This is a genomic window from Paenibacillus sp. TCA20 (assembly GCF_000732325.1).
Lineage (GTDB): Bacteria > Bacillota > Bacilli > Paenibacillales > Paenibacillaceae > Paenibacillus > Paenibacillus urinalis.
Window position 1 is genome coordinate 15,404 of record NZ_BBIW01000006.1, and the last position, 23,891, is coordinate 39,294.

General features: G+C 39.9%; 31 protein-coding genes and 4 pseudogenes. 7 read left to right on the forward strand and 28 right to left on the reverse strand.

Going from position 1 to position 23,891, the window contains the following annotated elements:
- Positions 1-3 precede the first annotated feature (3 nt).
- From TCA2_RS12875 to TCA2_RS12900, 6 genes and pseudogenes are all read right to left on the reverse strand, one after another.
- Complete coding sequence (locus TCA2_RS12875) at positions 4-600, reverse strand: YdcF family protein (protein WP_047912034.1); 597 nt, start codon at positions 598-600, stop codon at positions 4-6.
- A gap of 12 nt (positions 601-612) precedes the next feature.
- Entirely contained in the window at positions 613-1,107 is a 495-nt protein-coding gene (locus TCA2_RS12880; protein ID WP_081872482.1) for a GNAT family N-acetyltransferase, read from the reverse strand.
- Between the two features lie 16 nt (positions 1,108-1,123).
- The gene (locus tag TCA2_RS12885; RefSeq protein WP_047912035.1) at positions 1,124-1,648 is read right to left on the reverse strand and encodes a GNAT family N-acetyltransferase; all 525 of its coding nucleotides are present in this window, start codon (positions 1,646-1,648) and stop codon (positions 1,124-1,126) included.
- A 22-nt stretch (positions 1,649-1,670) separates the two neighbouring features.
- Positions 1,671-2,066 carry a DUF5071 domain-containing protein gene (locus TCA2_RS12890; protein WP_047912036.1) on the reverse strand — a complete coding sequence of 132 codons (396 nt, stop codon included), beginning with the start codon at positions 2,064-2,066 and terminating at the stop codon, positions 1,671-1,673.
- A gap of 17 nt (positions 2,067-2,083) precedes the next feature.
- A pseudogene (locus TCA2_RS12895) lies at positions 2,084-2,604 on the reverse strand (8-oxo-dGTP diphosphatase).
- A complete protein-coding gene (locus TCA2_RS12900; RefSeq protein ID WP_047912037.1) occupies positions 2,555-3,115 on the reverse strand; it encodes a GNAT family N-acetyltransferase in 561 nt (186 codons plus the stop codon). The pseudogene TCA2_RS12895 and the gene TCA2_RS12900 overlap by 50 nt, the downstream one beginning before the upstream one ends.
- Positions 3,116-3,295: 180 nt before the next feature.
- Between TCA2_RS12900 and TCA2_RS12905 the strand changes: the two genes are divergently transcribed.
- Complete coding sequence (locus tag TCA2_RS12905) at positions 3,296-3,553, forward strand: excalibur calcium-binding domain-containing protein (RefSeq protein ID WP_047912038.1); 258 nt, start codon at positions 3,296-3,298, stop codon at positions 3,551-3,553.
- A 269-nt stretch (positions 3,554-3,822) separates the two neighbouring features.
- On the opposite strand, the gene TCA2_RS12910 is transcribed toward TCA2_RS12905, so the two are convergent.
- The gene (locus TCA2_RS12910; protein ID WP_047912039.1) at positions 3,823-4,263 is read right to left on the reverse strand and encodes a GNAT family N-acetyltransferase; all 441 of its coding nucleotides are present in this window, start codon (positions 4,261-4,263) and stop codon (positions 3,823-3,825) included.
- A 68-nt stretch (positions 4,264-4,331) separates the two neighbouring features.
- Between TCA2_RS12910 and TCA2_RS27870 the strand changes: the two genes are divergently transcribed.
- Positions 4,332-4,415, forward strand: a complete 84-nt coding sequence (locus TCA2_RS27870; RefSeq protein WP_274520937.1) for a putative holin-like toxin — start codon at positions 4,332-4,334, stop codon at positions 4,413-4,415.
- 243 nt (positions 4,416-4,658) lie between these two features.
- Here TCA2_RS27870 and TCA2_RS12915 read toward each other — a convergent pair whose 3' ends face one another.
- The 14 genes from TCA2_RS12915 to TCA2_RS12985 form a co-directional block, all read right to left on the reverse strand.
- On the reverse strand, positions 4,659-5,183 hold the full coding sequence (locus TCA2_RS12915) for a GNAT family N-acetyltransferase (RefSeq protein WP_238546384.1): 525 nt from the start codon (positions 5,181-5,183) through the stop codon (positions 4,659-4,661).
- Between the two features lie 2 nt (positions 5,184-5,185).
- Entirely contained in the window at positions 5,186-5,686 is a 501-nt protein-coding gene (locus tag TCA2_RS12920; RefSeq protein ID WP_047912040.1) for a hypothetical protein, read from the reverse strand.
- 147 nt (positions 5,687-5,833) lie between these two features.
- On the reverse strand, positions 5,834-6,322 hold the full coding sequence (locus TCA2_RS12925; RefSeq protein ID WP_047912041.1) for a DinB family protein: 489 nt from the start codon (positions 6,320-6,322) through the stop codon (positions 5,834-5,836).
- Positions 6,323-6,368: 46 nt separating this feature from the next.
- Positions 6,369-6,875, reverse strand: coding sequence for a DUF4188 domain-containing protein (locus tag TCA2_RS12930; RefSeq protein ID WP_047912042.1), 507 nt, complete (start codon positions 6,873-6,875; stop codon positions 6,369-6,371).
- A 33-nt stretch (positions 6,876-6,908) separates the two neighbouring features.
- On the reverse strand, positions 6,909-7,352 hold the full coding sequence (locus TCA2_RS12935) for a DUF5412 family protein (protein WP_047912043.1): 444 nt from the start codon (positions 7,350-7,352) through the stop codon (positions 6,909-6,911).
- Positions 7,353-7,971: 619 nt separating this feature from the next.
- Complete coding sequence (locus TCA2_RS12945; protein WP_047912045.1) at positions 7,972-8,178, reverse strand: hypothetical protein; 207 nt, start codon at positions 8,176-8,178, stop codon at positions 7,972-7,974.
- A 22-nt stretch (positions 8,179-8,200) separates the two neighbouring features.
- Positions 8,201-8,716: a GNAT family N-acetyltransferase gene (locus TCA2_RS12950; protein WP_047912046.1), complete on the reverse strand. Its 516-nt coding sequence runs from the start codon at positions 8,714-8,716 to the stop codon at positions 8,201-8,203.
- Positions 8,713-9,018: a hypothetical protein gene (locus tag TCA2_RS12955; RefSeq protein WP_047912047.1), complete on the reverse strand. Its 306-nt coding sequence runs from the start codon at positions 9,016-9,018 to the stop codon at positions 8,713-8,715. Before TCA2_RS12955 ends, TCA2_RS12950 begins: the two co-directional genes overlap by 4 nt.
- Before the next feature lie 728 nt (positions 9,019-9,746).
- A complete protein-coding gene (locus tag TCA2_RS12960; RefSeq protein WP_047912048.1) occupies positions 9,747-10,307 on the reverse strand; it encodes a histidine phosphatase family protein in 561 nt (186 codons plus the stop codon).
- Between the two features lie 178 nt (positions 10,308-10,485).
- A complete protein-coding gene (locus TCA2_RS12965) occupies positions 10,486-10,953 on the reverse strand; it encodes an HIT family protein (protein ID WP_047912049.1) in 468 nt (155 codons plus the stop codon).
- Between the two features lie 36 nt (positions 10,954-10,989).
- Complete coding sequence (locus TCA2_RS12970) at positions 10,990-11,535, reverse strand: 2'-5' RNA ligase family protein (protein WP_047912050.1); 546 nt, start codon at positions 11,533-11,535, stop codon at positions 10,990-10,992.
- Positions 11,536-11,653: 118 nt separating this feature from the next.
- Positions 11,654-12,136, reverse strand: coding sequence for a hypothetical protein (locus TCA2_RS12975; RefSeq protein WP_047912051.1), 483 nt, complete (start codon positions 12,134-12,136; stop codon positions 11,654-11,656).
- 98 nt (positions 12,137-12,234) lie between these two features.
- Positions 12,235-12,789, reverse strand: a complete 555-nt coding sequence (locus TCA2_RS12980) for a hypothetical protein (protein WP_047912052.1) — start codon at positions 12,787-12,789, stop codon at positions 12,235-12,237.
- 231 nt (positions 12,790-13,020) lie between these two features.
- Positions 13,021-13,560, reverse strand: a complete 540-nt coding sequence (locus tag TCA2_RS12985) for a hypothetical protein (protein WP_047912053.1) — start codon at positions 13,558-13,560, stop codon at positions 13,021-13,023.
- A gap of 158 nt (positions 13,561-13,718) precedes the next feature.
- Here TCA2_RS12985 and TCA2_RS12990 point away from each other — a divergent pair, with 158 nt between their 5' ends.
- From TCA2_RS12990 to TCA2_RS27180, 3 genes are read left to right on the forward strand one after another with little or no spacing between them, the layout of a single operon-like run.
- On the forward strand, positions 13,719-13,979 hold the full coding sequence (locus TCA2_RS12990) for a hypothetical protein (RefSeq protein WP_047912054.1): 261 nt from the start codon (positions 13,719-13,721) through the stop codon (positions 13,977-13,979).
- The gene (locus tag TCA2_RS12995; protein ID WP_047912055.1) at positions 13,976-14,356 is read left to right on the forward strand and encodes an aspartyl protease family protein; all 381 of its coding nucleotides are present in this window, start codon (positions 13,976-13,978) and stop codon (positions 14,354-14,356) included. Before TCA2_RS12990 ends, TCA2_RS12995 begins: the two co-directional genes overlap by 4 nt.
- Before the next feature lie 13 nt (positions 14,357-14,369).
- Positions 14,370-14,516, forward strand: coding sequence for a hypothetical protein (locus TCA2_RS27180; RefSeq protein ID WP_193746040.1), 147 nt, complete (start codon positions 14,370-14,372; stop codon positions 14,514-14,516).
- Between the two features lie 19 nt (positions 14,517-14,535).
- On the opposite strand, the gene TCA2_RS13000 is transcribed toward TCA2_RS27180, so the two are convergent.
- Both TCA2_RS13000 and TCA2_RS13005 read right to left on the reverse strand, forming a co-directional pair.
- Positions 14,536-15,723, reverse strand: a complete 1,188-nt coding sequence (locus TCA2_RS13000; RefSeq protein WP_047912056.1) for a winged helix-turn-helix domain-containing protein — start codon at positions 15,721-15,723, stop codon at positions 14,536-14,538.
- Positions 15,724-16,177: 454 nt separating this feature from the next.
- Positions 16,178-16,944 (reverse strand): annotated as a pseudogene (locus tag TCA2_RS13005) (nucleotidyltransferase domain-containing protein).
- A 103-nt stretch (positions 16,945-17,047) separates the two neighbouring features.
- Here TCA2_RS13005 and TCA2_RS27590 point away from each other — a divergent pair.
- Positions 17,048-17,113: pseudogene (locus TCA2_RS27590) on the forward strand (putative holin-like toxin); the annotation flags it as partial.
- A gap of 468 nt (positions 17,114-17,581) precedes the next feature.
- Here the strand turns inward: TCA2_RS27590 and TCA2_RS27185 are convergent.
- The 4 genes and pseudogenes from TCA2_RS27185 to TCA2_RS13020 form a co-directional block, all read right to left on the reverse strand.
- On the reverse strand, positions 17,582-17,743 hold the full coding sequence (locus TCA2_RS27185; RefSeq protein ID WP_193746041.1) for a hypothetical protein: 162 nt from the start codon (positions 17,741-17,743) through the stop codon (positions 17,582-17,584).
- 202 nt (positions 17,744-17,945) lie between these two features.
- Positions 17,946-18,350: pseudogene (locus TCA2_RS13010) on the reverse strand (GNAT family N-acetyltransferase).
- A gap of 192 nt (positions 18,351-18,542) precedes the next feature.
- Positions 18,543-19,064, reverse strand: coding sequence for an NUDIX domain-containing protein (locus TCA2_RS13015; RefSeq protein WP_152557752.1), 522 nt, complete (start codon positions 19,062-19,064; stop codon positions 18,543-18,545).
- 199 nt (positions 19,065-19,263) lie between these two features.
- A complete protein-coding gene (locus TCA2_RS13020; protein ID WP_047912057.1) occupies positions 19,264-20,772 on the reverse strand; it encodes a peptidase G2 autoproteolytic cleavage domain-containing protein in 1,509 nt (502 codons plus the stop codon).
- 299 nt (positions 20,773-21,071) lie between these two features.
- Here TCA2_RS13020 and TCA2_RS13025 point away from each other — a divergent pair, with 299 nt between their 5' ends.
- The gene (locus tag TCA2_RS13025) at positions 21,072-21,743 is read left to right on the forward strand and encodes a hypothetical protein (protein ID WP_047912058.1); all 672 of its coding nucleotides are present in this window, start codon (positions 21,072-21,074) and stop codon (positions 21,741-21,743) included.
- 357 nt (positions 21,744-22,100) lie between these two features.
- Here TCA2_RS13025 and TCA2_RS13030 read toward each other — a convergent pair whose 3' ends face one another.
- Positions 22,101-23,870 (reverse strand): B12-binding domain-containing radical SAM protein, encoded by a 1,770-nt coding sequence (locus tag TCA2_RS13030; RefSeq protein ID WP_047912059.1) that lies wholly within the window; start codon positions 23,868-23,870, stop codon positions 22,101-22,103.
- Positions 23,871-23,891 lie beyond the last annotated feature (21 nt).

Genomic DNA, 23,891 nt, shown 5'->3' on the forward strand with positions numbered 1-23,891 from the left:
GAGTTAAACTTCGAAATCTTGGATCTTACCATTTTTCGTGTAATAGATAAGCCCTTCCACTTCTTTCATTACTCTTTGAGTACCTTGCTGACTTTCCCACCAGTTCGTAGGTCTCGTGCTCTTATCTCGAGCAGGGCATAACGAGTACTCAATGTGTTCAGGCAAATAGGTCTTCAGCGTTAAGTAGCAGCGTCGGATATGGTAAAAAGTAGTGACGATCAGAATTCTTTTTATATGATTTAATCCGAAATACGGATCCAGTACTTCTCTGGATTTCAGGACATTATCTATCGTGTTCTTGGACTGAGTCTCGACGATAATATCTTGTTCGGGTACCCCGAGCTCGATGGCTCTATTCTTCATTAATATGGCTTCGGGCACCTCGAATGCTCCACCAGACATTAATATCTTTGAGGAACGTCCAGAATTATATAATTCAACGGCATGTGGAACCCGATATTTACTGGCCGACACACTGCCAAATACAAAAATAACATCGCCGTTCTCGCCATCATCCTCAATTCCATGGAATAGAATGCGGGTTAGCAAATCTTTATTATCCAATGAGATACGATCCAAAGACATATCCGATATTTTCATGCTCTATTCCTTTCATTCATTATAAGTCGAGAATGTTTGAATAGGTCCTTCCCAATTTTCTTCTTTTACTTCTTCGTACTTCCCATTCGTATATTTTCCAATCGTCTTCCTCCAGAAAGTCTGAGCCGGTATGTTCGCTTCAATTTCAGCTACTTTCCAGATCCCACCGAAATTATCAAAAATTTTATGAGCTGCAGTCTGGCCTACTCTTGATTTCCTGTATTTTCTCATCACAAAAAATTCTGCCATCGAGTATGTCGTCTTATTTGATTCGTCTTTACCCAACGATCTTACAAGAGCGAACCCAGCTAATTTACCTTCCACCATGATGAAAAATGGATATCTGCCATTCTCCGTCCAATAATGATCTAAAAATTTATATTCATATAATCCGTTAGAATTTATATCCTCATCTGGGTCGAACTCACTAAAATCATATTTGTATAGCTCAAGAAGATTGCGTAATATTGATTTTTGTTCATATTCGACTTTTTGAATTGAGATCATGGTTTGTTCTCCTATGTTATATGCGTTTATGTATGCCTGGCACTTCATTGTTTGCCTTTAATTTCATTAATACAAAATCAATTTTTTCTTCTCCTACTCGACTTTTGAAACATTGAGACTTTACAAATCCAACCCGTTCATAGACTTTAATTGCCCGTTCGTTAAATGCAGCGACGACAAGTTGAATGTTAGATGTTTGATACTCCTCTATAATAAACTTGATAGAAGCATCCAAGAAGTTTGCACCATTACCCATCCCCGTGCGTGAAGGAGCTAATCCCAGCCCAAGGTCTAAACATTTATCATCATTGTAAATTCCTATTTCATAACCTCCCGATACACGGGCTGATTCTCCAATACAAATAAATCCAAACAACTCATTATCACTATTTAATACGTAATAATATTCACCATTCATTAACTCCGAGATCGTCTCCTCGCTGTCATCCATGTTATAGAAAGAGTAAGATTCTTCATATGTCCATTCAGCAATGGACGCAGCGTATTCTTCTGTCATTAAATAGTAGCGAAAGGATTGCATAACTCTTTATTTCTCCCTTCCTTTAGAATAAACTTTCATAAATCTCTTTAGCGCCCTCGTTAATTTCGCTTAATATTTCGCTCGGTGTTGGATTCTGAATGATTCTCAGCAGATCTTCTCTTACTTCGTTATGGAGATCCGTATTCAATTTGGGAATGAGAAAATAGATACATGAATATTGCCAGCATTCATCGTCGCTATTTAAAACCCTGTGTATTCTAGGAAGCAGATCATCCGCTTTGAATCTTGGAAGCACCGTACATAATTCTTGTGCAACAGGCCAATTAATATCCTGCAGCCATTCAAATAAATCATCCATAATTGAACTAACATCCATTCTGGGATCAAGTTCTCTCAGCTTATTAATGACCTCTAAATCATGTTTATGTTTTGGAACTAGCTGTTGGAGATCATTCATTTAGTTCACCTTATTCCTTAACTTTTAACGCCAATACCATAATTCTTGATTGTCTTATCTAACGTTAAATTGCTTTTCTCATTCCATATAAAACTCATTTCAAAAGTTCCCTCTTCAAAGAACAAAGGAAATCTTCGTTTAAACCAATCTTGCATTGGTAGCTTAGGTACATCTTCAATCTCTACCCACCGTAACTCCCCTTCTGGAGGATGATCAAGCAAATTCCCCTCAAAAGAAGTCGCCAGATAATTAAACACCATATATCTTAAGCCTTTATCCGGTTCGCAGAATTCATCGAGACCTTTGTATATGATGTCTTTAACGATTAATCCGGTCTCTTCACGCACTTCACGAATTGCACCATTAACTATACTCTCTGGAAAATCCACCTTTCCCCCGGGGCTATATATCCTGGAAATCCAAGCTTATCAGGTCTATTCATTAATAAAACCTTCGATCCATCCTGTATCATGCACATCGTATAAATTTTATGAGTTACTTCGGCTGCCAAATGGTTCAACCCTCTCTTTATATTCATTCTCTAAGATAGAAAACAAATAGGAGTCATGAAATTTTCCTTTAGCCCATATATGCTCCCTTAAGTGACCTTCCATCTTCATTCCCATTTTTCGCAATACCTTTTCTGATCCCGTATTCTCTGGCCGACAAGTTGCAAAGACTCTATGTATATTGAAGTTCTCAAATGCTAGTTTCAACAACACTTTAGATGCTTCGCTAGCGTAGCCATTGCCCCAATATTCAGAATTAAAACAGTAACCGATCTCTGCATTTTTCTCTCTGATATAAATTCCACAGCCACCAATTAATTGGTTTGTTTCTTTTAGAATGACAGCAAATTCATAATCTGTTCGCTCATTTAATTGTTGCATTGCAATTTGATGACTTACATAAGACTTTGTCTCCTCTTCATTATTGGGTCCCCACAGCGTATGCTCAGTTACCTGAGAGCTGGATGCATACTTATGTACTTCAATCCAATCATTCCTGATGAACTCACGAATAACTAATCTTGCAGTTTCTATGTGCATTATGAAATCTCCTTAATGTAATTTAGTGTTTTCTTCAATCCCACACTCTTCCTAATATCACAGCCGATGTAGGTTTATCTCGACATTCTGATCATGTTTGTGCATAATTAGCACATAAGCTTGTTTATTACATTTTTATACATATCACTATGTTTGACATTTATACAGGAGGGTTTTCCATTGAAAAAAACGTTCGCTTTTTTGCTGGTATCCACTTTATTTATTGGATCCGTTAGTTCTGCCGCTGCCAAACCTGAGGTGATTACTTACAAGAACTGTACTGAGTTAAACAAAGTCTATAAAGGCGGAGTAGCTAAATCTGCTTCAATTAAGAACAAAGGCGGGAAAACTAAATATAAGCCCTTCGTATCCAAAGAGTTATATGAAGCGAATAAGAAAAGCGATCGAGATAAAGATTTTATTGCATGTGAAAAATAATATACCACGGGACCTTCTCTATTGATGGTCCAACTATTGTCAAAATATCAGCTCGCAATCATGATTTTGCCAGATTGGGCTTAAAGCACACAACCTTTCATATTCCATACTTACTAGTAATTCCCTCCAATGTTCTAAGCATAACTTGACATCGTATAACAAAAAAGCCGCATTCAGCGGCTGATAAGCGTTTGGTGACCATGTACTGCGGCCCACCAAGTTTGAACAATGAATACTGTGTTAGACAATGATATGTCTTCCTGATTCTCTTAATTCAAGTTCTTATTCAGGAACACCAGTCTATCAATCTCTGCAAAACCAATCTTTTTATAGAATGCTTCAGCAGGAATACCACGATCCGTTAACAACGTTATGTTATTTACTCCATCTGATTCAAGCTTTTCCATTAAGAATCTCATAAGGGCTGATCCTACACCGGATTTCTGCTTCTGTACACTGACACACATTTCGTTGATAAATAACTCTTTTCCACTCCACCAATGCTTTGTAGCACCAAAGATAAAACCAATAATTTCTTCCCCTTCTTCAGCAACAACACCGATAAATCCAGGAGTATTCGTGAAATCGGTCAAGTATCGATATGCAGTATCTGATGACCATTCATCATTCCACGGCTCTTGATTAAAAACACTTATAAACGTACTTACACATGGCAAGAGGTCATTTCTATCGAATAATCTAAGTTCCATAGCTCAATCCACTCTTTTCATCGATTTATTATGTGGTCGGCTAATCTCCCAGAAGGGAGGTGATGCCCATGGAGGTCAAAGATGCACTTTCCTTAATGCTCATGTTTGGCATGTTCATTTGGGCATTGCTCACCTACATGAAAAAGAAATAGACCGCCCTGCCTAAGGTAACGGTCTATTTTTCGACCCGTCTTTCATGGCCGACTGCTCTTTATGCAGTTATTGTACTTTGGAGTCGTGTTCGCGCACGGCTCCTTACTTATTCTTACCTCAGTATAACTCATTTTATAATGCTATTATAGATTGTTTATTATTTTTATCTACATAGTGCTGTAGCATATAGTCTCCATGGTTTGCAATAAACATCTGTTAGGTCTTATGATCCGATCCATAAATCATTCACCCAGATCTTTGATTAAATACAGCAACAGATCATCATCAACTGTCACCTGGTGCCCAGGTTTTACTTCCATATTTTTATATACAATTCCTCTACCATCCATTACATATCCGCGCTTGTTATACATCATTTGAGCGTTCCCATAATCCTTATATAGTCCTACTCCTAGACCTATAGATTTGAATTTCTTCGATGCTATTCCTTCAAGCTCATCAAACATTACACTTGCGATTCCCTTTCTCCTAAACTCCTGAAAAACATTGAGGTCATTGATCTCCGGTATGTTTTCTCGTTTAAAATAGGGATATTCCGATCCAAACAATAAGTGACAGCAACCGGCCAAGGTATCTTCATAGTAAGCTAGTAAAGTAACTCTCTTACCTTCCAAATTCTCTTCTAAACAAATAGAAAAATAATCATTCGAGGTATACCATGGATATCTTTTTGAGAATTCTATGTCCAATAAGGATACGTCTTCATAACTTGAAAGTATTTTTATTGATATTGGTTTTGTCATCATCTTTAGTCCTTTTTCTCTCGATTCATAGAAGGGGTGATTCCGAATGGATGAATATGTTTTAAATTCGATATCACTACTGGTATTGCACCCACAAAATATTGGATTAATCCTCTCATCTTCTCTTCAAAATCTTCACTATCTGGTGTTCCAATATTTACTGGCGTATTCTGCTCTAAATATACTTCATTGAATAAGTGGATGTCTTTATTATATTCATTCTTTACAAATTCCTTATGTAGTTCACTCATACCAATAATGATGTCATATTTAAGAAACGCATCATGATCAAATTGAGTTCTCTTAAATTCAGATGTATCGATATGCATGTCATTCATAATTTTAAAATGAAGATCTGAATACTTACTTATGTCACTATTTGCTCTTATCCCTACAGACGCCACTTGCACGTCCGAAATATGATTATTCCTTAAATAATCTTTACAGATAAACTCAGCTATTATGCTGCGGGTATAATTATCAGTGCATAGAAATAAAATTTTCATAACAACCACTACCTTTCTATTCCATGCTTTTTTCGCCCCGCATCTACGTATTTAGCCTCATGTTTGTATAATGAATTGAATCCGAGCTCTTCCCAAAACCTTCTCCCTACCGGGTTACTTTCTAGCACAATATCTTCACTGGTTTATTTAGCTCGAGCTATCAGCTAGCAATTGCTTCTTCAGCAGCATGATCTGTCCTATATGATACGCATTGTGAATACATAAATTTGATACTACTCCCCACCATGGAGCATTATAATATGACGGGATTACAGATATTAGTTTTGCATCCGAGCTTTCCTCAATTGCCCTATTCCAATCTATAAATACAGTTTCAAGCCTCTGAAGGGACTTACTCCATTCAAGATCATTTATAGAATGTGGATTAACATAAAACGTATCCTCATTGTTTATCGTGCTGTCCAATTCGAATTGTCCGGCGTTATATCGTTCAAGCCATTTTTCATTCCAAAAAATAAGGTGGTTCACGATCGACCAGATCGATTGTTTACTCTCTGTCTCCCATGCAGCTTGTGCTGTATTTAAGTCGATTAGAATCTCATGAAGAGGAATAAACCAGCTCTTATCGTTATAACAAGCGTTTAATTGATCTAACAGAATAGATTTATAACTCACACCTGTAACCTCTTTTCTCGAACGATTTTCCGCTTCTGTTTAAAAACTACTGTCGATTCCTAGGAGTGGGAACAGCTGGATCGTTATCTCCTCCCATTCTTCTTCTCGAGGTCTCCATTCTACCGACTGCGGGCATATGTGTTCCGGCCTTGGCCAAACCAAATTTAGGCATATTCCCATAAATGCATTCATACTGTCCGGGCTGAATCATGTAAGTCTCGTGATAAATTCCCACCGTTCCATTCGTCCCCACGGATTGATTGAATTTTTTCCATTCTACAAGATGAGTTCCTCCCCGTGCATATTTCTCAAGTTGGTCATACGTCCTCCAGTATTGTAATAAGGTAATCCCTCGCCAATTCCAAAAAAACTCTGTACTCATAAATCCTATCTCCGGATTTTGGTATAGCTCTTTGATCATAGGCCCCATTGCTTTTGCTACAGGAACCCACTTATGAAAGGCCAATAGCCGATTTATTCTCATGCCAATAATGAATACAACAAAAGGACCCTCCATTTCAGCAGTATATCTACCGTGAATTACATCCGACACGTAGTTCTCTCCTTTTTTGGGTCTATATTGGGGTTAATTATAATGTATATTTATCCCTTTATAATTCCTTTCTTTTTTATGTACTTCATTAGAAATTCCGCTAATCTCAATTGTATTCTTATTGGCCCAAGACGCACTAAATTCATGATCTGATATAAAAATATTGGCTGTTGTATTTTCTAATGTCGAGTTTTTCTTAATTACTGATAATTGATAGCTATAATCGGTTGTGGCCCCACAATCCCTTTTAAAGAGTACGATGTCATAAGCTCCGTCATCGGGTTGACCTTCTCTTCTAATCTCAAGATTTCCACACATTCCGGAGGCAACGTCTGAGCCAAGATCAAGCAAAAAGTATATTGCAGTACCAAGTATGAGTACAGAGAAGAGGAAAGCAATGATTAACGTACGAGCACTAATTCTTCTCTTGCAAGATTGAACTTCTTCATTTGATAACCAATCGTCTGTTTCGTTCATCGTAATTCTCCTATTTATTTTCATTAATCTCTCCAAATAAGAATATAGTTAAATATTTGGTGTCACGTCACCTTGGTTTTTTCATCCTATTTATATCCATCTATATATTTTTCCACTAGTCACTTTTATCCTTTTTGTACTTGCCCACTGTTCTAATTCTTCTATGTTCATCTCTTCATCATTTTTGAATCTAAAGTGTAAATTCATTGAAACTAATTTTCTTCGATATAGCTTGATACCGATGCTCTGCACAAAATAGCCCTGAATGATAATCTTCTCGATTTTTTGTATGGGTACTTCAATATGATTTATCTTAATTTTATTTTCTGTGATTTCTAGCTCATTATTGTTCCTTAAGATTCTCTTCAATAACATTAATACTTGTATTGTGTTGCCTAACAATAAGATCACAAACAAGAAAATAGATTAGAAATCATCTGTTCGAAGTACAAATGATAGTAAGCAAGTAGTTAAAATCGAACTGATCACTTGGATGTACATGGAAGGAGGTATTTTGATTTCATATTTTTTGTTCGAGTACCCTATTTCACTGAATTCAGATAACGTTCTTGTATGCACGACGAGACACCACCTTAGGTTCATGAAAAAAACTTAGTACTCATTCTTGAGAGACTTGCACAGCAATGCCACCAATATCCTGAGAATAATTACTTAACGCAATGACACATACTTCATCCTCTGGAAATCTACAAAGGAAGGAACCAAATCCGTGAATCCCACCATTATGAAATAATACTTCTGATAATTGAGGCTTCTTACTATATACATCAGCTTGATTTGAATAAATTTCTTTGTGAGATGCCATAATCAGTCCTCCTTGTTATGATTTAATTCCTCAAATTAAGTCTGTATTGAATAAGTTGACTGTCCACTCCTAAGTATTCTTCACTACCAATTCTACTAATTTCTTTGAATCCTATTCTCTCAAGCATTTTTCTCGATCTAATATTCGAATCGTGTGTTTCTGCGTTAAAGACGGTAATTCCCAATTTCTTAGAAGCGTGGTCGATCATAGATTTTGCTGAATGAGATCCGAGTCCCTTCCCCCACAGCGTACTTTCACCAATTGCAATACCTAACTCAGCAGAATTGTTTTTAATACAGGCCAAGTCAGCATATCCAATGAGCCTTTTATTAAATTCTATTCCCATTCGGATAAAATCATCAGCCACATTATTTACACATTTCAGCCACCATATATATAATTCTTGTGGGTTTCTATCTTTTTCCCATCCGTTTGCTGAACAAAAAGAGTCATCCTTACTCCAATTCAGAACACAGTTATAATCATCTGCTCTTAAATTTCTTATTTTTACCGCTATTGGATTGTCATCTAGATTCATTTTCTTTCTCCTAACTTACGACAGCTTGAAGGTATTATTTGAATGCTTTCGTGTTGGGTAGGAATCAAGTCATGAGGATCTTCCTGCCGTGGATCTTCAATCTGTATCCATTCGAGAACTCCGAATCGATCTTCACAATATTCTTCCGCTTCAATCAAGGTCTCGAACCAAAAGTCTTGAGTGCAAGGTAAATTTTCTACGGTAATATAGGTAAACACGTAGACTACTTGATCAGCTTCATACACCATAACTTTCTTCACTTCACCTTCATCTTCGATATCAACAAAAGCATATTTTCTCATGGGTTTTCCTCTTATTTATGGATTAGAGTGTTTCACATGTACGTTGTTTCACTTGTTTATAAACAAGGCAGTAAAATTAACAATTAAGCTCTTGGAGGTGTTCAGATATGTGAATCGAGTTATAGTGCGTATACCCGATACGTAAATGTGATCTATATGATGCCAGTAACATTTCTGAGAAACCATCGCCACTAAACTTTAACAACCGGATCTGATATAGAGACAATGTCCACAATATGGTTTAATGCAGCTATTCCATAATGTTTGAATGGTCCTGGGTACTCTTCGGTTGCAATTGTCCCGACACTTATGTAATCCAAGTATCTTGACTTGGTGAAAACACGAAATATATTCCCTTCAAATTGCTCATAATCATCCCAAACTGTAAAGCTCTCATTTAAGATCGAGTAACCGATAAACGAGTCAAACTCAATTTGAATTATTGGAAATCGACTATCATCCTGGATTAAAGTTGACCCCCCCAAATTTATTGATCACTTGTTCATATTCACCAATATTACTTTCCTTATGGATCATAAATAGAAGTTGTAATTTCATATTTTCTTTCTCAATACATTCAACTAAATCAACATTTACTAAATCCTTTAAATATGAGTACATAATTTTTTTCACCTGTTATAAGATTTGTTTATTTATCTTCTTTCAAATATTTTCAAAATAAAACAAAATCATAAATTACGCTTTAGCCTTCAGCGCTTTACTTTAGATTATTCATGCCACATTCTTATCACTTCTTTTAATTCTAGGCCTTCAAATTGCATTTTATAGATATCTGGTTTCTTTAATTGATCTAAGAATTCTAAGCCATAATTTGAATCAAAATAATTCATCATCAATGTCATTACAAGACCGTGTGTTCCAATTGCAATTTTCTTCCCTTGGTGTTGTTTTAATATGGTGTTAAGTACTGAAACTGATCTATTCTGACAATCTGCGTTTGACTCGCCACCTGGTAAGGTATATTCAAAGTTGTAAAAGTGATGTCTAATATTAGACATCAAATCAATAATCTCTCCTGAAGCAAAGTGGCGTTCCCTGAGATCTTCAAATGTTTCTATCTCTAAGTTTAAGTGTTCAGCCAATCCCTCAACACTCAATACTGCTCGAGAATAGGGACTTGAGATTATGATGTCTATTCCTTCACCAATAAGTATCTTTGTTACTTTATCAACATCCATTTTACCCTTTGCAGTAAGCCCTCTTGTTCTTTCATTTCCATCGTCATAAGGTGATTCGGCATGTCTAACCATATAAATAGTGGTAATCATATAGACCTCCTTGATTCGCTCACATAAATAATTCTATTTTGATACCACATAACATTTGAGCATTCTTGAGTTTTCAAGTATTTTTAAGTTAAATAGCCTGGCGCGATGTACTTATAAGTGCAGACCCTCCCCCGAAACCGTTTCCACAAAATGTGTTTCAGTTCTCGTTCTGAGAACGTTAATAAGCACTTAACATTCTTTTTCCCAAAACCATTTTTATGTTTAACAATAAATCTCTGTGAGTCTCTTCATTCCATTGGTATTGATCATCCGTCCAATTTGTTTCCGGATAGGTCCATACAGGGTTTCTTCGATTGTACTCCGGTTCCCATTCATATCTCGGAAATACATGAGCATGTAAGAATGGAGCCTCATTACCATAAATTGAATAATTGATTCTCTTTGGTTTACATACTTCTTTCAGAGCATCTCCTAATAGACTCATATCAAGTAAAAAATCATTACGATCTCCGTACTCTAGATCTGTAAGCTCATTCACTTTCGGTGCTCGAATAAGCAAACAATACCCCGGCAAAAATTGGGTCAATCCGATAACAGCGTAGCCTGATTTCATCTTGGTTATGACAGTAGGATTTTCACCTCTATCTGCAAAACCTATAGGATCTGACAGAAAATTATGCTTCATAAACTCATCTCCAAGATATTGATTTCCTCTAGTGTTTTATGTAAGTTCCTTACTAAGTATGGTTTCAACTACTCTTTTATTGTCCTTATACTGCAACTTGATAAGTGATATTTCTTGCACCTCGGCTTGTATTCTCTCTAATCTTTTTGTACTGTATTGTAATGCTTCTAATAACCTCTGATCGCTTAATCGGTTTGCAATTGTACAGTGAGGTATCCATTTTTCAGGGTTGTACGTTGAATTGGAGAATACATTATATTCCTTGAAGTGATGATGATGATTGAAGTGAAGTTCTAGCAATTCCATTGTTGGATTCGGAGATAAGAATAAAGCTCCACTTTTTATGAACGTCCCCAACATGCTAAAGGTTAGACAGAGCCTTGGAGTTGAATCGTAATATTCGCAGAACCTATTCTTGAAACTAGACTCTTCCAAATCTGAATAATCAGCTATGGTTAGATGTGGCTTTCTATTCTCTATTTCGTTAGCATAGCTAGATATACCTTCCTCATTCAATTCCCCCCATAGATTATTGATTTTATGATTTGTTTCTGAGTCAAAATGAAGCACTACCCCATACAAAATATAATCACTACCTTCTATTTGATATAATTTGTGAAGACTAATTGATATTCACTGTCTCATTCTTCTTCATTACTTATTTGTAAGTAGAGTTATACAAATGCTACCCACTCTATGTTTATGAATACCTTCGTTCAATTTCTTTCTTGAATACCTTTATAGGTTCTTCATAATCAATGGGTTTAAAGATCATCTTGTTTAACCAGGCACTAAGATCATATGAATGCTCAAACACTACATTGTCACAACAAAAGGTCATTTCATTCATGGTCCCAAGAACACTCTTGTTATTTGTTTTTCCAATCTTAACGTTTCCTGCTTCCAAAAAATATTGATCAATTAAACTTTTTCTTAGTCCTTCTAACTGTAAATACTCTTTGAGTCCAAAAATGAATTTTTCCTGCAGCTTTCCGACTTGAGAACTCCTAATACCGTCAATGATTAGACATAATCGACTGGAGTCATTGACAAATATGATGTGTTTTTTTCTTAGTTGTAGGATATTTACATGCCAGCTAAATAATAGGTCGATCTCCTCGATTTCAACTGGAGCCGTTTTCATGTCTTTTAATAGTTTTTGAGTAAATCTAAGCGCTAGCATAATTTTCTCTCCTCTTTTTATATTTCATTGATTTCACATTACGTTCTTGCATTCTAGAAACCACCGGGTCTAATGCGATCAGCCTCACAGGATTACTCTCACAAGTTCGATTTTACTCTAATAAGTTTAGTCCAGCCTATATCTTGTCCGAAAAGCCCTTTTGCCTTATGTACATAAATCAAATACATCTCATTATTTGCATTAAAATCTTCCGCTGTTCGAAAATATATTCTCATTTTGTGAACCCCTGCCTCTTGTGGGCTCCAGAAGCCTATTAAGCCAAGCTGCTCTTTCTCAATAGTGCTGTTGATAATCTTTTGATTGATTAGGGTATCATACACTTTTTGCTCGTCACCAGGTCCGACTCCTATGCTAGTCGGAACAAAGTATCCATTTTCCTCGTTATTATCAAACGACATAGAATGTAATCCTGGAATGTAAGGATAGATCATATGTTGAGTATACTTGTTCTTATCAATTAAGACTTCGAGCATTACAACTTTGTGGTCCATTTTAGAGTTAGATTTAATTTTTAATACTGCTTCAACATGTACATCATCCGGCTTTATTTCTTCTTCCATTGACTCGATCAAAAAAGCGGAGAGTGCGAATATAAAAATACAACTTATTAATGCGACTGATACTTTCCACATAACTCCTCCTGTTTCTTCGCTCTTATTTGTTTTGATTAGTTTTTTACAATGATTGCAATCATTTCTTGACTTAAGGCTCAGGAGGAGCCGAGCTCGATTCCCCTAGTTGGTGCGGACGTGTCCAGGTGAATAATAAGTCTCCTGCAAATGCCCATGTCTCTTCAATTCCACATCTAACTCCGACTGGGCACATACCCGATGCGTGAATATGTTGGATTCATATACATTCAGTCAATCATTCAAAAACCGCTTTATTACTTCTTCATCCCATACTTGGACTTCAATATATCTTTCAGGGCCATGATCTCCCTTCATGTTCCATTCTTGCGGAAAACCATATTGTCTTATAATTTCTTTGATTTCATTATTGGTGTAGACTTGTTTGCGATATGGTTTGCCATCTTCAAATCTCATTGTCGGGAACAAATTTCCATATGTAAAACTTACTGACTCTTCTAAAAACTCTTCACTAGAAATAACAATTACACCTGAGTTCTTATACCACGTTGAAATCCATTCACACGATTCTAAGGTCATGTAATGCGGATAGTGGTTTCGGGGTTTCCCACCTTTCGCAATAAATTGATCGCGAGCTGTGGATTCTAATTCTCTTCTAATATTCATGTATTCACTTGACCGTTGACTTGCAAAAGTCTTTCCGTCTCTCTGAATTTGTTTTAGTACCTCTTCTGCTTCTTCAATTGTTAATTTAGATAGGTTCGTGAACGGTCCAATGTCTTTATCAAAGTAATGATAGAAATTAAATGACATTTATAGTATCCTTTCTCGGGCAGACCTAAGAGCGAACGCGACTCTGCAGGAAAACGGTGTTATACGCTGGTTCGTTCGTCTTCGAAATTCATTAACATTGCTTGTTCGCAAATAGAGCTGTACAATTAATTAATAAGTCTTTTCGGGGGTGTTCATGTATGAAGTGGAGTCATATCCGTAAGATCTACCCTAATCGTTGGGTACTAGTTGAAGCTCTTGCCACTCATTCTGACAATCACAAAAGAACTATTGAAGAAATGTCAGTTGTTTCTGAGTATGACGACCCTAAGCTAGCCTGGGCTTCATATAAAAAACTTCATTTGTCAGAACCTACTAGGGAGCTCTATATATTCTACACCGGAAATGAATTTATTGAAGTCATTGAGCAACCCTTTACCGGAGTTAGAGGTCTACGATGAAGATCCATCTTGTAGATGGTCTACCTATTGTTTCACTCCCTCTATCTTACAAGAATAAATCAACCCTTCTTAATAATGTCCTTCTGGATACAGGATGCTCAACAACCATATTTGATACTGATCTTGTTGAACCTATTGGCCTAGACATAGACTTTATCAACGGAACATCAGTTCGGATGTATGGAGTAGGTGGCTCAAGTGAATTGTGTTATCAACAGATTGTCTCTAACCTCTCTATTGGTAGCATCCTGCTCAAAGAATTCACTATCCAACTAGGACTTACCAAAGAACCTTATGGTTTCGATGCTATATTAGGAGTCGACTTTTTTTATAAATATGGGTTGAAAATTGATTTTGAGAAATTAGTTATTTCATAAAGGTTTAACGAACTTGCGTATAACGTTCCTGTATTCACGACTCAGCGCATGCTGGATGTCCGGCAAATGCCGGATCAAGGGTGTAACCCCGCAGCGTGAATCGGTGCTCAAGAGTCTTGGCGGAAACGTAATCTCGGTGAAGAAGTCGAGTATTACGTAGACCGCTGAACTGTAGATTGTCAGATCTCTGCCGAAATCGTCTCACACCCGTTGAAAATCGCAAACCTTCGGAGACAATTGTTCAGGGCTGTTCGCAACTGCGTTGTTTGCTTCACACCGTTCTCGTACCAGATGTTTTTAACAATGAGTGTTCCTGTTTTTCGCTCCACGATGATCTCGGCTCGTCCAATAAAGCTCTCTCCATATAATAGTGGCAGCACATAATAGCCGTATTTTCGTTTGATTGCAGGAATGTATATCTCCCAGGTGTAATCGAAGCCAAACAATTCGTTGATAAGTCTTCTGTCCCATATGAAATTATCTAGAGGGGCAATAAGCTCGCAACGCAGTTTCGGCTCGTTATCTTGCAGAACGTCTTCAATTAGTAGTAAATCCTCTGTAAGGCAGTACAGCATATCCTTCATTTGCTCCACGGCAACAGCAACAATGCGTGCTTCTTGTAATAGCTGGCGAAAAACTTCATTACGCTGAGCCGTTTTCAACCCCCATATATTCATCCATGCATCGGACGCACGATTCCATAAGAGACCAACAGAGCCGATTCTACGCAGCACCCGCCACTTATAATGCTCAAGCTCATCCTCGAGCGGCTCTGATGCATTCAGCAGATTTGGCTGTATGTACTTCTTGGCAATATCGTAATACTTACGAGTTCCTTTTTTATGATGGATAATCAACTCACCCGTCGAATACATCTGTTCCAGCACCGAACGGGTTGTATTGTTTCCGCTGCTCCAGTGGATGGCCGATTGCCAAGAGAAATCTCCTTCCAACTTCAAATCATTTGAACTTAGTGCACCGTAATTTTGGATATGAGCTCTTACTTGCGCTGTCAACGCTTCCATTTCGGGATAGCGTGCGCCATGTAGCCTCGCGGCTTGTCTGAACCGCTCAAAATACGGCCAATCCTCGACAGGAATAATGGACAGATTCTTGTCAGGATAATCGACAAGGCTTCTATCCTCATACAGCAGCTCGGCGAGCATTTCCTTCGTAAATCCCTTAATACGCGACTGCAGCACCAGTTCGGCGTTTTTACCGCAAACATCGATGGGGTCATATTGAATACAGCTGGCCTGCCGAGCAAAGTCCAATACGCCCTGCTTCCCACTAAATTTATATTCGCCTAGAAGCCCATGCTTCAACAACAGAAATTGCCGTGTCTGACGTTTTGTCAATTGGATCACGTTCGCACCTACCTTTTAATTTAGTAAAGTATTACTTCACGAGTATCCATATTGAAATCTCCTGCAATTTGCTCTTGAAAATATTTTGTATAACGTGAAATCCCTCATCAATTCCACTTCTAATATCGGGGAGACAAGGGACCTGTAATCACTTGAAGGTCTTTCAATAATGTAATGCAATGTATTTCTTTCAATTCATTAAAAATAAATGGCCAGTCATCATTATAGTCTTCAATAATAACTGGTTTTACGATCTTCATAGATACACTCACTTTAATATTATCTTTACGATGATTCTACTAACGTTTTGTATTGACGACGTACTGGCCCCTTAGAGTCGCTGCTTATAGTTGTGAGGCTTGTCGAACACTTAATGAAGTGACGTCCCGACGGGCTTATGGAGGCTGAATGTGGTCACTCGCTTCTCAGAGCAACCATAATCGTCAATATACTGTTAGCCGAATGAATTTCTGGAAGCAGCCATTACGTTTAGAGCGTTCTCAAAATAGCTATATACTTCATCTGCAATTCCCAAAAACTCTTCAACAAGTACATCACTATCCAAGTAACAAGCATACAGATACTCAACTAAAGCGGAGTCAATCTCGCAATAGTTTATTATGGCATTCTTCATCTCAATAATGTCATCTTGCCATACACCTGTATCTACTAAAACCAAAGAGTATAATGCACGAATTAATCTCTTTGAATACCCTTTAATATATCTAGTTTTCATCGTGTGATCACTAGCAGTAGAAAGTGAACGACGTACACGATCTACTTCTTCCTTGGTATCTGTATTTAAGTCCAGAATGAACTCTGGAGAAATAATGATCGGTGGTACTTTTTCACCAACGTCATGACCATATAGGCAAACACAAATGATCTTAACCCAAAAACCCACTCATTCGGTTTATTTAATACATCGTCAATCGAGCAAATGATCGTATCAATCTTTGTAATGAATGGATATTCTTTCAAAAGCCTGTCTTTAATGTTTGACAATCTTTCGTAATCAATATCTGTGGGATTTTCACATACAATAGTAAAGTCTGCATCTGACTTAAAAGGTTTAGCAGTTCCTTTTGGAATCGAGCCACACATATAAATGCTATGAATCTTACCTTTAAATTCGGCAAGTATATGATCTATATACTTATCAACAAAATCCTTATATTCACTTTGTATTACAATTCTATTTATAACTTTTTCTAACATCATATAGACACCTCCTAAAGAGATGTTGCTCCCTCTTTGTATTTACTTTCTTAAATACCATTAAGATGTAAAAATTGTTATCTATGTATTCTAGCTCAAAGATGCACTTTCCTTAATGCTCATGTTCGGCATGTTCATTTTGGCATTGCTCACCTACATGAAAAAGAAATAGACCGCCCTGGCTAGGATAACGGTCTACTTCCGACCCATCTTACGTGGCCGACTGCTCTTTATGCAGTTGTTGTACTTTGGAGTCGTGTTCCAGCACGGCTCCATACTTATTCTTACCTCAGTATAACTCTTTTTATAACGCTTTTATAGGTTTGTTCATTATTTTTATTTTATATAAGGTATGTAATATAGTCTGCAATAATTTCCTGACCTAGCAACTTTCCAATCTTAATTCCTGACCGCTTCAAGAACTGGTTGAACATTTTTTAAATGAACGCTCAAATAGAGATGCTTCCTTTGGTTTGAACAGGAAAGAGCCGATTAACAAGACTTCTCGCTTATATATTGTACGCATGAATAATTACCCCGTACCGCGTTAGAGAGCATCGTACACCACTTCTGCAACACGAAAAAGACAGCCTCATCACGAGCCTGTCAGTGCCGATACCTTCGGACCTTGTAAGAATCTTTACTTTTCACTTTTTTTAGAAGCCAACCAGAAGACAAGAATCACTACCGGAATGAAAATAAACCAAGGGATGTTGATTGTGCTCTGAGTGATAAAAGCAAGAACCAATAACCCGATAGCCCCAAGAATAAGCCAAAGACAACCTCTGCCGAACGTTTCCATGACTGCACTCTCCTATGCTCATCGTGTTTAAGATGTTTATGTCGGAGCTCTTGATTTATGTACAAACCTCTATAGTCGCACATATGTCGGCTTCGGAAATAAATTGCATTTACTCTCTAAACTAAAAATGGACGATGCTCCCACCATAACATCTTCAGCTACATACTCTTCAGTTCATACTTTATCTGCTGATGGATAAATATCATAGCTTCTTGGTAAACAGGATCTCCATCGGATCATTCTCTTGCATTAAACAGCCGGCGTCCTTGTACCCTAGCTTGCGGTAGAAATGTTGAGCGTCTTCATTGGATTGGGTCGAGGTCATTACTGTAGCATAGCCTTGCTGCCTCATAAGCTGCTAACAATAGAGAACAGTCTCTTTGCCGTATCCTTTGCCACGATAAGGTTCATCAAGCCAGATCAAGTTCATGAAGGGGGTGTTATCCCAGAAGTAACCATACCTCATCCAGCCTATGACCTCAGAAGAGTGCCTTAGCATCAAAATTTCTTTATCTCTAATCTTGCTGGCGATAAGCACCTTAGAGATATGTTGATCTCGATCTGCTATGTATGTATAATCCGCCTCTGTTGCAAAATCAATCTTCATTCGATCCCCTCTTTCATAAGCAAAATTCAACTGTTATACGGCATAATAACTGGTAACTGTATGTCTTTCAATAACTTTCATCATCCATCTCACGTTCAATAGATACCCTAAATAACTATACTATAGAGATGACGACCCAGCCTTGGACCTATGGTTCGAAGACTGAGTCATGCTGTCAACTAAACAAGGGGCTCACTTCCCCACCCTCATTATATGGGCAAGCCTATACATTTCCGCGATATCATACCGCTTGATCGACTCAAATCTTCTTACCGCCTCATCAATATCTACGAGCTCCACCAGAGATACCTGCTCTCCATCCTCGGGATTTAGCGGCTTGGCGACTATCTTCACTTCACCATATCCTAGTAGACGAATAAAATTCGGATGCGGGATATGCGGGCGATAGGCAGCTTCAGCCATTGAGGAGCACTGAAAATGACCAAACGGCTGATAGGATACTAGCTCCGCCCCGATCTCTTCCATCAGCTCCCGCCTTAAGCCATCCATATAGTGTTCACCAGGCTCAAGTGTACCACCGATCAGCTCCCATCTGCCATCCTCCAGCTGCATGACGACATACTGATCACCAACGACTGGAATGATACTGATGTTGCTGATCAGCGATTCATCGGGTTCCTGTTCTATATTCAGATGAGCCGTTACCACTCCCCAATGGATCGGTCCGCTCAGTGTCTTGAACTGCTGCATCATCTCGTTCAATATATATGCCACCTCTTCTGGTTCATTATGTTTGCTTAAGCTTATAACAGAAGCAGAAGATTTACATCCTCCAGACGGAGCTACAAACTGGTGAAACAACATATTACTTCAGACAATATTAACGATGTTGACGCTGAACATATCTGCAGTTTTGATGGAATGGAAGCATCACTTCAACATCCCCATCATCCTAAAAGACCTTCCCGATCAGCACCATCACCTGGCTCTCTCCTGTTCTCCGTAGCACATAATAGCCTTCTGTCGAAGCGGTTGCGATACCATTCTGACCTACGTTGCATAGCTCGCCTGGCTTGCACGATCCATCATCTCTGACCCGCAGCTTGCCCAGCATGCCGACGGCAACCCACTCGGGTCTTTGCATCCTAGGAATATACGCTTGCTTCGGATTCCAGGCAGGGTTCAACATGGGCTGAAGCTCTGTTCGCTCGGGAGCGAGGACGGCTCCTTGTTTGTCCAATAGAGCAGGCACGGTGACCTCATGATACTTTGTTCTTCCCCACTCATCCGTCACATATCTTCCTTGCCAGCCCATTTCACCTGAGTCTGCGAGATAAGCAGGCACCGCACTGCTCACACCCAAGATGTATCGATCTCCCGGACGTGCAGTTCTGACCCTATCCCCTTCCAGAGCAATAAAATAACCAGGCTCGATGGGCTGTCCATCTACCGTCTCGAACATTTCGGCATAATCTGCAGCCGGACTGCTGACGGTCCCGTCGATTCTTACATCTCCATTGCTTAATATCTTGGCAGCCAGCCCAGGCGCTTCAGCGCTTGTCCCATTCGCCAGATACCAAGAGTACTCCTGCTCATTGGCTGCTCCGAATCTTCCCATGATGTGGACACCTTCAAGACCATTCGTGGAAGTACTCTGCCCTTCGGCATGAGCATAGTTGCTGTCAGCCATCGTGTTGACCCCTTCTGAATGAGAAGCAAGTCCTCCAGCTGTGGTGATCGCTCCTTCTGCATGTGCCGCTTGACCGCTTGATATACTCTGATTACCCTCCGCATGAGACTGGTCGCCACTCGCCACGGTACGCTGCCCCTCCGCATGAGTAAAAGCACCGCTGGCGAGATTCAGGTTCCCCTCAGTGTGGGAGGCTCTTCCGCTGGCTGTATTGTTTTCACCCTCAGCATGGGCTGCCTGACCAGATGCGGTGGTCTCCAGTCCTTCGGCATGGGAATTAAGTCCGCTCGCAATCGTCAATTCACCTTCCGCGTGCGCGTTAATGCCAGCTGCGATCGTGAGTCCGCCTTCGGCATGGGAGTTTTGCTCAATTGCCGATGTAAGAAATCCCTCAGCATGTGAGTTATCTCCATCTGCAATGGTAGCTTGACCTTCGGCATGAGCATAGAGCGCACGCGCCATGGTACCGCCGCCCTCCGCGTGCGAAGCCGATCCAGATGCAGACGTAAAATATCCTTCAGCATGGGCTGCCTCTGCACCCGCTACGGTCTGCTCCCCTTCCGCATGTGAATATAGACCGGATGCGATGGATGCTCCTCCCTCTGCATGTGAGGCATCTGCTAGCGCCTGCGTTAAGTATCCCTCCGCGTGGGCCGCCGTCTGTGTTGCTGTCGTATCCAGTCCTTCCGTATGGGATGAGCTGCCGATTGCCACCGTGTTGGTTCCTTCCGCTGTGGAACAGGTTCCTATCGCTTGTGAATTGCACAACATCGATACATCTCTCCTTCAGAATCTTTGATTCTATTATTCTATGAGAGAATATGAATAATGCCTGGGACATTGCTAGACAAGAGGTTTCTTTTACGCAAAAGGGGATGATGACTACTTTTTTCTTACTTTCATTTAATTTCTTTAGCCATGACCCAAAACTAATTTGCCAATGGCAACGCTATATATAATAGATTCATTTTAGAATAGAGAACAACAAAACAATTCCATAGAAGACTTAGTAAATAAACGTTTAAGAAATTTTCACTCTAGATCTTTCATCTTATCTTAGGAGCGATGTCATGAAAAAGAAACGCGATCGCATCTCCATTCTGCAGCTCATATGTCTCATGATCCTGTTTACGGGATGCGCTAACGTTGCCCCAGCTGCTTCTAGTCTGTCACCCGAACGTATAAACGAGTTTAGACAGGAATACCCTGCTGTACAAGGATTCCCTCCAAATATGATGGCTAGAGAGATTCCCTTCCGTCAGGTACTTGAGGTGGCAGATGCTGTGATTATCGCAGAAGTTGTGCAGCCTAATCCCAACTTCCACAGTGAATTACCTGCTGAGCCCAACACGCCGGAAGAAGCTCTTGCCGAAAAAACAAATAAACAAAATCTATCGCCAGCTGTCTATGAATTTGTCTCCTATCAAGTCCGTGTAGAAGAGGTCATCTATGGTGAACCTGTGCAGGAGACAATCGATCTGTTCTATAACGCTGAATTTCAGGGATTTGAACCGCAATTAGAAGCCGGTATGAAGATTGTAACTGCGATCATGTCGGGAACTGGAGATGGACAAGAGGGGAAGTACTCATTTACCCGATACGGAACCTATTACATTGTAGAAGAGGAATATGTCCTATCTGCCTATGAGGGACATAGCGAGGAGCTGACCACCTTTGCCTCACAGACTAATGGCAAGCGTCTGGCGCATCTGATCCGTACAATTAAGGAATTGGCCCATTGACCCAGCCATAGGGTCCGTCAAGTATTGCTTGTTCTATTCCTTGTTCTATTCCTTGTTCTACTCCTTGTTTTACTTCCTTGTTCCATAGCCAATTCTATCGACTCCTCTTCCACCTCGTTTACCTCAAATTATTCAACTTAAGAGCATATCAAAAAGACCTGCGAATAAGTCATAAGGATGAACCTGTTCGCAGGTCTTGCTGATATGCTGCATTGCTATACTCGCTGTTTACAACGTATTTTCAAAACGGATGAAAATATCAATTGTATTCATTGCTGTTTTTTTACTCTTCACTCATTGCTTCTACAACATACGAATTTCAAAGGAGGTATCCCCTTTTATTAAACTTCTTACATCCTAGATCGCCTTCGCTTCCGCACCAAGCGGCAGTGTAAAATAAACCGGCTTTTGCGCTTCATTTTGCTGATATACAACCAGCAGCAGTGTTCTGCCTTCGGCAGCAGCCGGAGTACCTCCAGCCAGCACCTTCTCCAGATGGAACGGCAAAATCTCCAGTACCGCATGCTTCTGCAGCTCTTTTTCACTCAGTGCCATGCTCTCGTATATAGAAGAAATCTCTTCAGGATGCTCGATTAGGCGCTTGATATACCCTGACCAATCGCTCTTCTCCAGCGTAAGATCCCACCATATTTTGCGCGGCTTGTACTTGTGCCCAAGGAAGTAATCCAGCTTCATCAGACCAAGGATGACGTCCATGTTTGCCGTACCCCGATCCTCCAGGAATGCACGCAGACGGGTGAACAAATCCTCCAGCTGGTGGCCGATCTTCTGCCAGCCCTGTCCTTCCCAGTAATCCCCGAACGCTTGGAAGAAATCAAATGGAGAGGTGAATTCCTGCTCCATCAAGTACTTCAGTGTATGATCCATCCGGTGTGCGTTCCAGTATTTCTCCAGCACATCCTCCAGCCGTTTCAATCGGACAATATCGCTGAATGGAAGGACGTCGCTTCCCAGTATTTCATAAGGTGCATGCTCCATATACGAGTAATTATACTTGTCCGCATCGATACGAAGCCCCGTTCCCCGCAGCATTTTCAAAAATCCGAGCTGAAGCTCTTCTGGACCTAGTGCAAATACATCGTTAAAGGTCTTACGAAACGTATCGTAATCCTCCAGCGGCAAGCCGGCGATGAGATCCAGATGCTGGTCGATTTTACCGCTCTCCTTGATCTTGCTTACGGTACGGCTCAGCTTCGTAAAGTTCTGACGGCGCTTCACAAGCTCATTCGTCGGATCATTCGTGGACTGAACGCCAATCTCAAACCGGAATATACCGGGCGGCGCATGCTCCGCGAGATAATCGAGCACCTCGGGACGCATAATGTCGGCCGTAATTTCGAATTGGAACACGCAGCCTCTGTGGTTCTCGATCAGGAACTGGAACATGTCGAGCGCATAATCACGCTTGATGTTAAACGTCCGATCCACGAATTTGATCAGCTTCGCCCCGTTATCAATCAGATACAGAATATCCGCCTTGGTGCGCTCAATATCATAATACCGTACACCGACCTCTATACTGGACAGACAGAACTGGCAGCTAAACGGACAGCCGCGGCTCGTTTCGAAATACACGACTCTTTTACCGAGATCCGGGATATCCTCTGCAAAACGATGCGGCGAAGGCAGCTCATTCAGATTCGCCTTTGGACGGCCCGGCATGACGATAACCTCAGCGCCCTTGCGATAGGCAACTCCATACACGAAATGGTATTTCTGAGTCGTCTCGATCTCCGTCAGCAGCTGATGAAACGTCTCTTCTCCTTCGCCAACCACGATAAAATCGACGTTTGTTAGTCGCTCCATCCAATATTCCACATCATAAGACACCTCAGGTCCGCCGAGAATGATTTTGACCTCCGGCATGACCTTCTTCAATATATTAATGACTTTGATCGTCTCTTCGATATTCCAGATATAGCAGGAGAATCCGATGACATCTGCCCCGCGCTGATATAGATCGGACACGATGTTCATGACGGGATCCTTGATCGTATACTCAGCAAGCTCAATATCAAAATCCTTCTCGCTGTAAGCCTTCAAACAGCGAATGGCAAGTGACGTATGGATGTATTTCGCGTTCAGTGTCGATAGAATAACCTTCATTCTGCACAACCTTTTCCCTGT

Bases quoted from the DNA above. Each gene is read 5' to 3' on its own strand.
- TCA2_RS27185 (WP_193746041.1), bottom strand. From the start codon at position 17,743: ATGGAAACGTTCGGCAGAGGTTGTCTTTGGCTTATTCTTGGGGCTATC.
- TCA2_RS13020 (WP_047912057.1), bottom strand. From the start codon at position 20,772: ATGTTGTGCAATTCACAAGCGATAGGAACCTGTTCCACAGCGGAAGGA.
- TCA2_RS12995 (WP_047912055.1), top strand. From the start codon at position 13,976: ATGAAGATCCATCTTGTAGATGGTCTACCTATTGTTTCACTCCCTCTA.
- TCA2_RS12950 (WP_047912046.1), bottom strand. From the start codon at position 8,716: ATGAATCTAGATGACAATCCAATAGCGGTAAAAATAAGAAATTTAAGA.
- TCA2_RS12915 (WP_238546384.1), bottom strand. From the start codon at position 5,183: ATGATGACAAAACCAATATCAATAAAAATACTTTCAAGTTATGAAGAC.
- TCA2_RS12880 (WP_081872482.1), bottom strand. From the start codon at position 1,107: ATGATCTCAATTCAAAAAGTCGAATATGAACAAAAATCAATATTACGC.
- TCA2_RS12900 (WP_047912037.1), bottom strand. From the start codon at position 3,115: ATGCACATAGAAACTGCAAGATTAGTTATTCGTGAGTTCATCAGGAAT.
- TCA2_RS12960 (WP_047912048.1), bottom strand. From the start codon at position 10,307: ATGATTACCACTATTTATATGGTTAGACATGCCGAATCACCTTATGAC.
- TCA2_RS12935 (WP_047912043.1), bottom strand. From the start codon at position 7,352: ATGAACGAAACAGACGATTGGTTATCAAATGAAGAAGTTCAATCTTGC.
- TCA2_RS12990 (WP_047912054.1), top strand. From the start codon at position 13,719: ATGAAGTGGAGTCATATCCGTAAGATCTACCCTAATCGTTGGGTACTA.
- TCA2_RS12910 (WP_047912039.1), bottom strand. From the start codon at position 4,263: ATGGAACTTAGATTATTCGATAGAAATGACCTCTTGCCATGTGTAAGT.
- TCA2_RS12890 (WP_047912036.1), bottom strand. From the start codon at position 2,066: ATGAATGATCTCCAACAGCTAGTTCCAAAACATAAACATGATTTAGAG.
- TCA2_RS12975 (WP_047912051.1), bottom strand. From the start codon at position 12,136: ATGCTAGCGCTTAGATTTACTCAAAAACTATTAAAAGACATGAAAACG.
- TCA2_RS12980 (WP_047912052.1), bottom strand. From the start codon at position 12,789: ATGTGGAAAGTATCAGTCGCATTAATAAGTTGTATTTTTATATTCGCA.
- TCA2_RS12985 (WP_047912053.1), bottom strand. From the start codon at position 13,560: ATGTCATTTAATTTCTATCATTACTTTGATAAAGACATTGGACCGTTC.
- TCA2_RS12920 (WP_047912040.1), bottom strand. From the start codon at position 5,686: ATGAAAATTTTATTTCTATGCACTGATAATTATACCCGCAGCATAATA.
- TCA2_RS12875 (WP_047912034.1), bottom strand. From the start codon at position 600: ATGAAAATATCGGATATGTCTTTGGATCGTATCTCATTGGATAATAAA.
- TCA2_RS12945 (WP_047912045.1), bottom strand. From the start codon at position 8,178: ATGGCATCTCACAAAGAAATTTATTCAAATCAAGCTGATGTATATAGT.
- TCA2_RS13025 (WP_047912058.1), top strand. From the start codon at position 21,072: ATGAAAAAGAAACGCGATCGCATCTCCATTCTGCAGCTCATATGTCTC.
- TCA2_RS27870 (WP_274520937.1), top strand. From the start codon at position 4,332: ATGGAGGTCAAAGATGCACTTTCCTTAATGCTCATGTTTGGCATGTTC.
- TCA2_RS12885 (WP_047912035.1), bottom strand. From the start codon at position 1,648: ATGCAATCCTTTCGCTACTATTTAATGACAGAAGAATACGCTGCGTCC.
- TCA2_RS13015 (WP_152557752.1), bottom strand. From the start codon at position 19,064: ATGATGCAGCAGTTCAAGACACTGAGCGGACCGATCCATTGGGGAGTG.
- TCA2_RS13030 (WP_047912059.1), bottom strand. From the start codon at position 23,870: ATGAAGGTTATTCTATCGACACTGAACGCGAAATACATCCATACGTCA.
- TCA2_RS12965 (WP_047912049.1), bottom strand. From the start codon at position 10,953: ATGAAGCATAATTTTCTGTCAGATCCTATAGGTTTTGCAGATAGAGGT.
- TCA2_RS12955 (WP_047912047.1), bottom strand. From the start codon at position 9,018: ATGAGAAAATATGCTTTTGTTGATATCGAAGATGAAGGTGAAGTGAAG.